7 protein-coding genes and 1 tRNA gene are annotated in these 13386 nt (G+C 45.0%); 7 read left to right on the forward strand and 1 reads right to left on the reverse strand.

Translation table 11 applies throughout. The features are described 5' to 3' along the window. Positions 1-39 precede the first annotated feature (39 nt). From BLS28_RS21645 to BLS28_RS21665, 5 genes are all read left to right on the forward strand, one after another. Positions 40-4146 carry a hybrid sensor histidine kinase/response regulator gene (locus BLS28_RS21645; RefSeq protein WP_091172258.1) on the forward strand — a complete coding sequence of 1369 codons (4107 nt, stop codon included), beginning with the start codon at positions 40-42 and terminating at the stop codon, positions 4144-4146. A gap of 253 nt (positions 4147-4399) precedes the next feature. Next, positions 4400-4984 carry an RNA polymerase sigma factor gene (locus BLS28_RS21650; RefSeq protein ID WP_091172259.1) on the forward strand — a complete coding sequence of 195 codons (585 nt, stop codon included), beginning with the start codon at positions 4400-4402 and terminating at the stop codon, positions 4982-4984. Between the two features lie 40 nt (positions 4985-5024). Next, entirely contained in the window at positions 5025-6014 is a 990-nt protein-coding gene (locus BLS28_RS21655) for a family 43 glycosylhydrolase (protein ID WP_218134493.1), read from the forward strand. Between the two features lie 262 nt (positions 6015-6276). After that, on the forward strand, positions 6277-8709 hold the full coding sequence (locus BLS28_RS21660; RefSeq protein ID WP_256337506.1) for a bifunctional YncE family protein/alkaline phosphatase family protein: 2433 nt from the start codon (positions 6277-6279) through the stop codon (positions 8707-8709). A gap of 370 nt (positions 8710-9079) precedes the next feature. Next, on the forward strand, positions 9080-10261 hold the full coding sequence (locus BLS28_RS21665) for an acyl-CoA dehydrogenase (protein WP_091172317.1): 1182 nt from the start codon (positions 9080-9082) through the stop codon (positions 10259-10261). A gap of 279 nt (positions 10262-10540) precedes the next feature. Here the strand turns inward: BLS28_RS21665 and BLS28_RS21670 are convergent, their stop codons facing one another. Beyond that, positions 10541-11455, reverse strand: coding sequence for a PfkB family carbohydrate kinase (locus tag BLS28_RS21670; RefSeq protein ID WP_091172319.1), 915 nt, complete (start codon positions 11453-11455; stop codon positions 10541-10543). A gap of 316 nt (positions 11456-11771) precedes the next feature. Between BLS28_RS21670 and BLS28_RS21675 the strand changes: the two genes are divergently transcribed. Both BLS28_RS21675 and BLS28_RS21680 read left to right on the forward strand, forming a co-directional pair. Continuing rightward, a tRNA-Asn gene (locus BLS28_RS21675) sits at positions 11772-11845 on the forward strand. A 319-nt stretch (positions 11846-12164) separates the two neighbouring features. Next, positions 12165-13271: an acyltransferase family protein gene (locus BLS28_RS21680; protein ID WP_091172264.1), complete on the forward strand. Its 1107-nt coding sequence runs from the start codon at positions 12165-12167 to the stop codon at positions 13269-13271. The last annotated feature ends 115 nt before the right edge of the window (positions 13272-13386 follow it).

Here is a 13386-nt window from a genome sequence, read left to right on the forward strand (position 1 = left end):
TTCAAATTGAGCAGTATTCAACAACCGGCATCCTCCTGTATGCGGCCTTTTAAAGCAGCCGCACGTTGGTGTTGTGTAATTATTTTAGGAACACTGATTTTAAATAGCAATGCCGCGGCGCTTGCTTTACCCAATATACAGCGGCTTGGCCTCAAAGACGGGCTTTCCAACAGCGAAGTACGGTGCATTTTCCAGGATCATTCAGGCTATATGTGGTTTGGCACTTACGACGGCCTGAACCGTTTTGACGGATATGACTTCCGTATTTACCGCAATCAGCCCGAAAAGCAACATTCAATTATTCATAATTTTATTAATTGTATTGCAGAGGATGCGGCCAATAATTTATGGGTAGGTACGCGCCAGGGCATAAGTATCTTAAACCCGGTAACTGAAGAGTTTTCTCCGGCGTATGCAATTTTGGGCGGCAAAGAAACACCCGTGACATCTTTTGTAAGGGACATTAAAACGGACCGCTCCGGGCGTATTTTCATTGCCACCCTTTCCAACGGCCTTATCGTTATTGATAAGGGCAAACGAACCGGCCATGTTATACCATACTATGATAACGGAAAAGCTGTACAGAGTTATAACGTTAGCGCGTTGTATGTAGGGCCAGGCGACCAAATCTTTGCGCTGATCAGCGGCGCGGGCCTTTTTACGTATGATGCGGTACACGGTACTTTGAAGTTACTGAACACTTCGGTTACCGGCGCTACCTGTATTTATCCCGAAGGCAATGGTTTATGGGTAGGCACAACCCAGGGCCTGCACCATTATGATTTCAAAACTGGGCAATATGACCGTCTTTTTGATGAGTTTAACGGGCCTTTCAAATCGGGCAGGATAACGAGCCTGCAAGTCATGCCCGATAGTACACTTTGGGTGAGTACCGATGGCGGCGGGATCCAGATCATGGATAAAGGGCGCGACAAGATTACCTATCTGCCTGCGGGGAGTGACGAGCACTCACTTTCAAGTGATGCTGTTTATGCTTTATTTTTAGACCGCGAAGGCAGAAAGTGGATAGGTACATTACGGGGCGGAGTAAATGTTATTGATGAGGTAAAAGAACGTTTTATAAATATCAGGCATAATGACCTGAACGCCAACAGCCTTATCAGTAACTTTGTTAAATCGTTATATGAAGCACCCGATGGCAGGCTGTGGATAGGTACCGATGGCGGCGGATTGAGCATTTGGGACCGGCAGGCCCATCGCTTTACTAATTTTCGCCATGATGCCTCACACCCCGGCACCCTAAGCTCAAACTTTGTAACCAGTATTGCCGGGGATAGGGAAGGCAGGATCTGGGTTGCCACTTATGGGGGCGGCATTAACCTGTACCAGCCGGGTTCCAATACATTCACTATATTTCGGGGTGTAGACAGGCAGGGAGCTGCCAGCCGGGTAGTGTTCTGGTGCCTGTACCTGGACCATGCTGGAAATCTTTGGGCCAGCGGCTTACAGGACGGGCTGTTTCTATATGATAAGCATAATAACCAATTCAGGTTGTATGACGCGGCACTGACCAATATCCTTTCAATGGGCGAAGATCATTTTGGAAACCTTTGGGCTGGAAATTTCGAAGGGGTTTATAAGATTGATCAAAAAAGCAACTCACGTAAGTTTTATCCGGTAGGTAAAGCGGTAAGATCAATGCAGAAAGCAGGCAACGGCGACATGTGGTTGGGTACAGAAGCCGGCTTGTTGTATTTTTCAACGTCTAAGGAAAAAATCATTCACCACTATACCACCAGTAACGGACTTAGTAATAATACGGTACTGGCCATTTTGGAAGACGCGCAAAAGCGTTTGTGGCTAAGCACTTACAACGGGCTTTGCCGATTTGATCCCAAAGCCGTTAGTTTTACCAATTTTTTTGAAAGCGATGGCCTGGCGAGCAATGAGTTTAACTTTAACGCGGGCTTAAGGCTAAACAATGGTCAGCTTGCGTTTGGGGGGATCAATGGTGTCACGATATTTCATCCGCAGGCAATCCTGCCCCTGCATGATATCCCCAACATTGTTATAACTGATATTAAAATTAACAATAAGCCCATAAGTACTTATCCGGACTATGTGAAGACGGATGCTGGGAATGTTATCCGGTCGTTAGAGGTTCCTTACGATCAGGCATCAATAGCCGTTAGTTTCGCAGCTATCGAATTTACCGCGCAGGATAGGATCGGTTACCGTTATATGCTCCAGGGCTGGGACAGGGGATGGATTTACGCAGGGAGGCAACGTAATGCGCTTTATACCCGTTTAGAGCCCGGTACGTATACATTAAAAATTAACTGTACTAATGCCGAAGGGCAATGGATTAGCCGGGAAATCCATCTTCATATCATTATTTTGCCGCCCTGGTATCGTACCGTCTGGGCCTACCTGATTTATGCGATGTTGCTTGCGGCAGTTGTTTACTGGTACCTGCGTTATAGGTTTAGGGAAACACGGCTTAAATATGAAGTACAACTGGCCAATGCCGCCGCTGCACACCAGCGCGACCTGCAGGAAAAGGAACGCGAATTGAATGACAGGCGCGTAGAGTTTTTCACGGGTGTTTCTCATGAGTTTCGTACGCCCCTTTCGCTCATCATCAACCCCTTAAGGGATTTGCTTGCGAAAATTGGCCCTGAGAACCGTGCGGAACTTAATATTGTTTATCGTAATTCAAGGCGCCTGTTAAGCCTTGTTGATCAGCTGTTGCTGTTTCGTAAGGCCGATTCGGGCGCTGGGATCCTGCAAATTGCGCCAATGGACATTACCCTTGTTTGCCGGGAGGTATTTTTATGTTTTGTGCAGCAGGCCAGGCTTTCGGGTATCAGTTTTGAATTAAACGTGCCGGAAGAGCCGGTACTGATTTACGGAGACAGGGAAAAGATCGAGATTATCCTGTTTAACCTCATATCCAATGCTATTAAATATACGCCGGCCGGGAAAGCCGTGTGTGTTGGCCTGCAATCGGGACCGGATGAGGTGGTGATCAATGTGATTGACAATGGACCCGGAATATCTCTGGAAGCGGGGAAGCATATCTTCGAAAAGTTTTACAGGTCAAATACGCATGGACAGGCGGCAAAAGGAGGCTTTGGGATCGGCTTATTCCTGGCCCGCCAGTTTACCATAGATCACGGCGGCTCATTAACGTTTGAAAGTGGGCCGGGTAAGGGCTCTGATTTTTGTTTAACCCTGTTAAAGGGTAAAGCTCATTATTCGCCGGATGTGGCAGCGGCAGCCGATGCCGCTGATTTATCGCCTTTGCTTCGTGAAATGGTGGAAGACCAGCCGGCGATAGCTGAAGCCAGCCAAATTAATGATATTGATTTTGAAGCTGATAAGATTTTTACCGACAAGCAAAGGATCCTGGTTATTGATGATGACAGCGAGATCCGGGCTTACATTTGTTCCATTCTTGAAAGCCGTTACAGGGTTTACGAGGCAGATAATGGTTTGACCGGTTTACAGAAAGCGAAAGAAAAGCAACCCGATCTTATTATCTGCGATGTAATGATGCCTGGTTTAAATGGCATTGAACTTTGCTCAACCATTAAGCAGGACCAGCAATTGAGCTATATCCCGATGATTTTACTAACAGCCAGTTCATCTGCCGAAAATAAGATCAAAGGACTGGAAAGCGGCGCCGATGACTATATTTCCAAACCTTTTGATAAAGATGTACTGGTTGCGCGTATTGCCAATCTGCTGCAAAACAGGAGTAACCTTCAAAGCTATTTTTATAATACCATTACCCTGAAATCGGTTAACGTCACTATTTCGGATGAGTATAAAAACTTCCTGGAAAAATGTATCGAAATAGTTGAGCAGCATATTACCGACGAAAACTTCAATATCAAAATACTGGCTTCAGAGATCGGCATGAGCCATTCAAATCTTTACCGCAAAATTAAATCGCTGTCGGGTCATACCGTTAATAGCTTCATCCGCTACATACGCCTCAGAAAGGCGGCTGAGCTGCTGATCCAGTCGGATATGAATGTTAATGAAGTGGCCATTGAAACAGGCTTTAACAGCATTAAATACTTCCGCGATCAGTTTTTTAAACTGTTCGGCGCTAACCCATCAGACTTTCTTAAGCAAAAAAGACCTGTATTTAAGAAAAATAAAAACACAATTAACTGATATTGAGTTATTTATGTGTATTCTCTCCATTGCTTAATCAATTGAGTAAATTGATAAATTGCCGAATTTATACCGCATAAATGACCAATTTGAGTCCCATCTGCCGAATAAAATCTATTCATATTAGCTTATATAAACCAGTTATTAGAACCATAGGCAAACTTACTTAATCGATTATGTAAATCGGTTTTCAGCTTAGGTTCCTAAAGTCGGCAACGACCAATTTAAAGAGAAACCAGTTTTTAAAGCCAATATGAACAATTGTAACCAGCTAACTACATGGTGGGAAGAAGCCCTCCACGGAAATGTCAAATCTTTTGGCAGGATACATGACGAACTGTATTCCGGTTTGTATTTCTACCTCTATAAAATTATTAAAGATGAGGATGCAGCCCAGGATGTTTTACAGGAACTGTTTATAAAAATGTGGGAGCGGAGGATAACATTTGGACCTATTAAAAATGTTAAATACTATTTCTTTAAATCGGCACGGTCACTTGCCATTAACTTTTTAAAGGCCTCGCGGCCCGAGTTTGTAGGCTTATCCGCAAGCCATGATATCGATATTGTTTTTTCGAGGGAAGATGTGCTTGTTTTGGAAGAAACCGGGAGAGAAGTGGAGCACATGCTTGCGCTTGCCTTGAATACCTTGCCAAGGCGCCAGAAGGAGATGATCTTTTTAAGATATTTTGATAATTGGAATTACGATCAGATTGCTGAAGTAACGGGGTTACAATATCAGTCGGTAGTTAATCATGTACACCGGGGCATCAATCAACTGCGTATTAAACTTTCTGAAGGCAGTAAGATAGCCACAACCGAACTGGTGCTTTCATAAAAACATTATATAAGATTTCCTGACTTTCAAAAAACACCGAATGATTAAAAAAATACTTTTAAAAAGAATAACCATGGCTGTCATGACTTTGCTGATTACAGGCCAGGTATATGCACAGCATCAAAAAATCATAAACCCCGGAGAAGTTTGGCCCGATAACCGGGGAGAACATATCCAGGCGCATGGCGGAGGGATTATAAAAATAAAGAACACATACTACTGGTATGGAGAAGAAAGACGTCGGGGACTGGATTCAAATAAACGTTATGTTAGCTGTTATGCGTCAAAAGACCTGACGAACTGGACATTCAAAGGTGATGTTGTTCAGATGACCGATCCCGAAAACCTGGGGCAGCGCTGGGTTCTGGAAAGGCCCAAAGTTTTCTACAGCAAAAAGAGCCGGCAATATGTCATGTATTTCCATCTTGACAATGCAACTTATAAGTTTGCTCGGGTTGGCATCGCCGTAAGCGACCGCCCTGATGGTAATTTTAAATACCTGAAAAGCTTCAGACCCCTGGAGCATGAAAGCCGGGATATTGGCCAGTTTATAGATGATGATGGTACGCCATATCTTGTTTTCGAAGACCGTCCGCTCGGGTTTCATATCGTCCGGCTTTCGGAGGATTGCCTCAGCATTGACCGGGAGATGTGCCTGATAGCCGAGCATATGGAAGGTGGGGCTATAGTGCATTATAATGGCCTTTATTACGCAATAGGCTCCGCGCTTACCGGCTGGAAGCCCAATCCTAACCGGTATGCAACAGCAAAAACCCTGAAAGGCCCGTGGTCGGAGTTTAAAGACATAGCGCCGAAGGAAAAAAACACATATGGTTCGCAATCTACCTTATTACTCAAAGTTAGCGGGAAGAAGGATACGACAGTATTGTTCCTGGGGGATATTTGGAAGCCGAAAGAACAATGGAATTCCCGGTATTTATGGATGCCTGTTCAGATCGGGGATGGTAAGCTTTGGCTTCCTGAGCCCGCTCCGTTTAAGATCGACGTGAAAAACGGCACTGCAAATTAATCAGCATTTTTATACAATTCATTCTTCATAAGGTTAGTTAATAGATTAAGGGGCAGGGGTGCCCCTTTTTCGTTTTTACCGGCCCGGCACGTGCCTGAGCTGCGCCGTTTTTTGACCGGTAAAGTTGGTACCGGTTAGCGCCCGCTGATTTCCATTCATTTTGTTACAATCAAGCTGGTGATCTTCGCCCATGATTTAATAATGTATTAATATTGGTGGTCTACTTTTACCGGCATATCATTATCTTATGTCACTAAAAAAAATGCTCTGCCTAATCGTTTTGCTGCTTATCTGCAGCAGGTTCGTTCGGGCGCAAGAGCTTGCCGCTATTGAAAATAAACGGGTAAAATTGCCCAATGGGTGGTCATTAACACCTGTTGGCAAGAGCCTTCCCCTGGGCGATCTGCCCCTGAATATCGTTGTGAGCAAAAGCCATCATTATGCCGCGGTTACCAATAATGGGCAGAGTGTTCAAACCATTCAGCTTTTAGACGCACGTACAGATCGTGAACTGGACAAAGTATTGATCAGCAAAGCCTGGGGAGGCCTGGTTTTTAGTGCAGACGAGCAATCACTCTACGCCTCAGGAGGTGACAATAACTGGATTATTCGTTACGCCATCAATAATGATAAGCTGCTGGCGACTGATACCATAAAACTGGGCGAAGCATGGAGCAAAAAGCCCAATTCGGTATCCATTTCACCTACCGGGCTGGCCCTTGATGATAAGCGCGGTGTTTTATATGTAGTTACCAAACTGGATAACAGCCTGTACCTTATCGATCTCAAAACAAAAACAGTCATTCAGCAGGTTAAATTGGGCACAGAGGCTTATACCTGCCTGTTATCGCCGGATATGTCAAAATTGTACATCAGTCTTTGGGGTGGCGATAAGGTAGCTGTATTTGATACAAAAGAAAATAAACTCACAGATGCAATTGCGGTAGGGGATAACCCCAATGACCTGTGCATTTCCCGGAATGGAAAATACCTGTATGTAGCCAACGCCAACGATAATACAGTATCGGTAATTGACGTGCGCAAAAGTAAAGTACTTGAAACCCTGAACACGGCAGTATCACCTACGCCGCTTAGCGGTACCACCAGTAACTCGGTAGCCCTGAGTAAGGATGGCAAAACATTATACATTGCCAATGCCGATAATAACTGCCTGGCCGTGTTTAATGTAACAAAGCCAGGTGCCAGTCAGTCGCTTGGTTTTGTGCCCACGGGCTGGTATCCCAGCGTTGTGCGTGTTATTGATGATAAATTGTACGTAGCCAATGCTAAAGGCTTTTCGTCGCTGCCTAATCCGCATGGGCCTAACCCGGCAGCCAAAAGTCAAACCGTTGTACTGCATGGAGGCGATCCGTTCAGGCCCGCACGTACAGAATATATCGGCGGCGGCTTATTAATGGGTACTTTGAGCATCATCCCCACGCCAACAGATAAGCAGCTGGCGGTTTATTCGCAGGCAGTAGTTCGTAATACACCTTATCACCGGGAACAGGAAACAGGGGCTTATAGCGAAGAGGGCAATCCCATTCCGGCTAAAGTAGGAGCTGCATCGCCAATCAAATATGTTTTTTATGTTATCCAGGAAAACCGGACGTATGACCAGGTACTGTCAGATATGCCGAAAGGCAATGGCGATACCAGCCTGCTGCTGTTTGGCAAACGGATTACGCCCAATCATCACGCTTTGGCCGAAAACTTTGTGCTGCTGGATAATTTTTATGTAGACGGTGAGGTTAGCGCCGACGGGCATAACTGGAGCCTGGGCGCGTACGCTACTGATTATATGGAAAAAAACTGGCCTACCAGTTATGGCGGCCGCGGCCCGGGTGCTGTAGGCCTCACTGCAAAAAATAAGCTCTACATCTGGGACCAGGCCAACCGGTTCAACGTAACTTTCCGTACTTACGGCGAGTTTATCAATGCAGATAATACGCCGCAGATACCTATCCTGAAAGACCATTTTACAAAAGCCTATCCCACCCGCGACCTGCGTGACCCTGACACCTTGCGGTACCAGGCCTGGGAACATGATTTTGACTCGCTGATGCGCAACAATGCCTTGCCGCGGCTAAATACCATCCGGATGCTGTCAGATCATACGGAGGGCACCACCCCGGGCAGGCCGACACCCTTTGCCCATGTGGCGGATAATGATCTTGCTGTTGGCCGGCTGGTGGAGCATATCAGTAAAAGCCCGATATGGGAAAACAGCGTGATTTTTATACTTGAAGATGATGCACAGAATGGCCCTGATCACGTTGACGCCCATCGTTCACCTGCCTATATGGCGGGGGGATTTGTAAAACGTAATTTTGTTGACCACACCATGTATTCCACTTCGTCGGTGCTGCGTACTATCGAGCTGATTCTCGGGCTGCCGCCTATGACGCAATATGATGCATCGGCTACAGCCATGTGGCGTTGTTTTAATAGAACGCCCGATACCAAACCATTTAACAGCCTGCGTTCAAATATTAACCTTAATGAACTTAATCCTAAGGGCACAAAGCTTGCAGCAATGGCCAGGGGGCTTGATTTTTCGGCAGTTGACCGGGTACCCGACGAGATCATGAACAACATGATATGGAAAGCGATTAAAGGAGAAAATACAATTGTGCCCACGCCGGTACGGGCAGCCTTTGTAAAGGCCGTTCAAAAAGCAGACGATGATGATTAACATAAGAAAAGCCTGATAAGGATGAATGAAAAAATTGTCCAGTCATTTTTATCAGGCTTCCCGCCTCATCAGAGGTTTGGAGATTAGGTTAGCTCATAAAAATTGACGGTATTTCACCTGCAAAGTGATGTACCACCTGGCCTATCGGCTGACTTAAAGCTTCAAAAGCCCCTATGGGACTGCCAGGTTAATCCCTGCTCCAACAATTCCTGAAAAATATTTTTCATCAGTTTCCTCTTCCCGAAACCACTCTATTTTAACTAAACCTATAATTCATACCCAATACCAAATTGTTCTTGATTTGCAGGCTTTTACGGGCAAACCAATCTCGTTTTTTATGCGTTATTTTGTAGTAACCAATTATAAATGTATGGATACTTTGTTAACCGATACCCCCTCAACAGATGGGTATGATTTTGCCATGAACGAAAATCAGCAAATGGTTGGCCAGATGGCCAAAGACTTTGCCGAACGTTATATCAAACCTCATGTAATGGAATGGGACGAAGCCCAGGTTTTCCCTGTCGACTTATTTAAACAATTGGGCGAGCTTGGCATGATGGGCGTTTTTGTGCCTGAACAATATGGCGGCTCGGGTTTCGGCTATTTTGAATATGTAACCGTGATCAGTGAAATAGCCAAAGTTTGCGGTGCTATAGGTTTATCGGTTGCCGCCCATAATTCGCTTTGTACGGGACATATCCTTGCCTTTGGCAATGAAGAGCAAAAGTTGAAGTGGCTGCCTAAACTGGCCACTGCCGAATGGCTTGGTGCCTGGGGATTAACCGAGGCCAACACCGGTTCGGACGCGCTGGGTATGAACACCACCGCCGTTTTGGATGGTGACCATTATGTAGTGAATGGCTCAAAAAACTGGATAACCCATGGTAAATCGGGCGATGTGGCGGTAGTGATGGTACGTACAGGCAACAAAGGCGATTCGCATGGGATTTCGGCGCTGGTGATTGAAAAAGGTACGCCGGGTTTTACTCATGGCAAAAAAGAAAATAAGCTGGGTATGCGTGCCTCAGAAACCACGGAGCTTATTTTTGATAACTGCCGTGTGCCAAAGGAAAATTTGCTGGGTGTTGAAGGAGAAGGCTTTAAACAGGCTATGAACGTGTTAGACGGCGGCAGGATTTCGATAGCGGCGCTTTCGTTAGGGATTGCAAAAGGTGCTTTTGAAGCGGCGGTTGCTTACGCCAAAGAACGCCGCCAGTTTGGACAGCCCATTGGTAATTTCCAGGGGATAGCATTTAAGCTGGCCAATATGGCTACCGAAATTGAAGCAGCCGAACTGCTGATCATGCAGGCTGCCGATCTGAAAAACCGCCACCTGCCGGTCACAAAACAATCGGCCATGGCCAAATATTTTGCCTCAGAAACGGCAGTGCGTACGGCCACCGAGGCTGTTCAGATCTTCGGTGGGTACGGTTATACCAAGGATTTCCCTGTTGAGAAGTTTTATCGCGATGCCAAACTTTGTACCATAGGCGAAGGCACGAGTGAGATCCAGAAGATAGTGATTAGCAGGGAAGTGTTGAAAGGATAGGGAACCCGGTTATTCTGCCTGTAGTTATTGATTTACAATTATATTATTTGTAAACCCTCTGTATGTAAAACATATAGAGGGTTTATTTTTTGTATTTTAGAGATTCTTCTGAACATACCCTAAAATGCTTTATAAAAGTTCTTTTTTGTAGAGACGCATCACATGCGTTTCTCATAGGGCAAGCTGCTTTTAAGAGCGTTACTATCCATCTTGAATTGCAAACGGGAGATGCGTGTGATGCGTCTCTACATTGAAAATTGATGTTTTTAAGCAGCTATCTTACAATTCAAATTTAGATAAGCCTACAAACTCCTGGATCCGGGCGGCTATTTCCTCTTCGCTAAGGTTTCTTAATCTTTCTGAACCAAATTTTTCAACACAGAATGAAGCCAGGGCCGAGCCAAAAATGATGGCGTTTTTCATGTTGTTGAAATTAATGGTACCTACTTTGGCCATGTAGCCAATAAAGCCGCCTGCAAAAGTATCGCCCGCGCCTGTGGGGTCAAATACTTCGGCCAATGGAAGGGCGGGGGCACTAAAGATCTTATCTTCATGGAACAGCAATGCACCGTGCTCGCCTTTTTTAATGATGATGTATTTAGGGCCCATGGTTAATATTTTGCGGGCGGCTTTAACCAATGAGAATTCGCCTGATAACTGGCGGGCTTCGGCATCGTTAATGGTTAGCACATCCACCAGCTGGATGGTTTTTAAAAGCTCATCAAGGGCAATATCCATCCAAAAGTTCATGGTGTCCATTACAATAAGCTTAGGGCGGTTTTTAAGGCGCGCTATGACAGTTTGCTGCACTTGTGGAGAAAGGTTGCCCAGCATCAGGTATTCGCAATCCTGGTAACTATCAGGGATAATTGGATCGAAAGCTTCCAATACATTAAGCTCGGTTACCAGGGTATCGCGGCTGTTCATGTCGTTATGGTAACGCCCGCTCCAGAAAAATGATTTTTCGCCCTGTTTTACCTGCAGGCCTTCGGTATTAACGTTGTGCTTTTGTAGGTCCTCAATCTCGTGCTGCGGAAAATCATCGCCAACAACCGCTACAATTTTTATTTTATCATAAAAGTAAGAAGCGCCCAAACTTGCAAAGGTTGCAGAGCCGCCTACAATTTTATCGGTTTTACCAAAAGGGGTTTCAATGGCATCAAACGCCACAGTGCCAATAACTAACAAACTCATGTAAAGATATTTATATTTTTTTGCCGCAAATATTGTGAAAATTAAGGGATAATCATTCATTGATGCCAGTTTGCGATGCCAATTTTCATTGGAGAAAATATAATTTAAGCAGTTTCAGAAACCTGGCGGCAGAAAAAAGGGGCTCTGCAGAAAGAATTGCCATCGCTAAAAAATGCCGCAGTGTGTCTTTGGGTTTTAAGTAGCACATAATCAGGGGCTAAAAAAGCCCGTGAAAAATATTTTAATTTTTTTTTAATAAAAATTGTGAAATATCCGTTGAGTTTTTACCTTTGCCCCACTCCAAACCGGATTAGATTCCTGAGTAGCTCAGCCGGTTAGAGCATCTGACTGTTAATCAGAGGGTCGCTGGTTCGAGCCCAGCCTCAGGAGCAAAAGCCTCACATGTCTGTGAGGCTTTTTTTATATCTGATATTCTGCAGATCACTTTGCAGGCGATGATCCCAAAACATGCGAAAATGAGACGATATGCGTGTATTTTGACACGATATGAAGATATCCCGGCATCACTTTCACTTATTTTTACGATCTGAATAAGACTTCAATTATATATTGTTCATGAACCAATCTAACCGATTTAAGTCATTGGTCTTACCGGCCTGTACATGCACAGGAAAGAAAAATACCCGCTGAACATCGGCAACGCATGCTTTAGCGTCCGGCCCAATATCTACCAACTCTAATCTTATACATGGACAATAATAAACTGATTACCAAACCACATTACCCGATACTGGATGGCTTACGCGGTGTTGCAGCCATTATCGTAGTTACCTTTCACCTAACCGAACCATTGGCGAGCGGTCATCTGGATATTATAGTTAACCACGGGTACCTGGCTGTCGATTTCTTTTTCCTGCTGTCGGGTTTTGTTATCGGTTATGCTTATGACGACCGCTGGCATAAAATGACAATCGGCAGTTTTTTTAAACGCCGTATCGAGCGACTTCAGCCTATGGTAATTCTTGGGATGACATTGGGTGCCATAGGTTTTTATTTTACAGATTCTACGCTGTGGCCGCTCATTCATACTGTACCGGTTTGGAAGATGCTGCTGGTAATGCTGATCGGTTATACCATCCTGCCGGTACCGCTGTCTTTGGATATTCGCGGCTGGCAGGAAATGCATCCTCTTAACAGCGTAGGATGGTCATTGTTCTTTGAATACATCGCTAACATTCTTTATGCGGTTTGGATAAGGAAATTTTCAAAAACTACATTGTCGGTTTTAGTATGCGTTGCAGCTGTAGCACTTGCGCACCTGGCTATCACCAATGGAGATGTCAGCGGCGGCTGGACACTTAATGTGGAGCAGGTACGCGTTGGCATTACCCGCACCATATATCCATTCTTTGCCGGCCTGTTGCTTTCACGTATTGCTAAACCAGCCCGCATCAGGCACGCATTTTTATGGTGCAGTGTTTTAATATCGATAGTAATGTATATGCCGCGCATCGGCGGTGCTGCCCATCTTTGGATGAACGGGATCTACGAGTCCGTTTGCATTATTATCATATTTCCGCTTATCGTTTATCTTGGCGCGTGCGGTAAGGTCCATACCCAAATGGAGAGCAGGGTATGCAGGTTTCTCGGCGATATATCCTATCCTCTTTACCTGGTGCATTATCCGCTGGTTTATTTTTACGTGGCATGGATCAGCAATCATAAAGGCATAACCATAGTACAGGCCTGGCCTTATGCCTTAGCTATTTTGATTGGTGCAATTTTCCTGGCATATATTACTTTGAAATGGTATGATGAGCCGGTTCGTAACTGGCTGCGAAAAAAACTTGGCTAAAAAGAGATCTTGAACAAAAGCGGCCTCAGCGTACCTTGACAGGCAAAGCATTAAAGCATTAAAACATGGCCTGAATTTCTTAAATTCGTAGCACAGGAGATAAAACTTCCTGTAA

This window comes from Mucilaginibacter gossypii, assembly GCF_900100945.1.
Lineage (GTDB): Bacteria > Bacteroidota > Bacteroidia > Sphingobacteriales > Sphingobacteriaceae > Mucilaginibacter > Mucilaginibacter gossypii.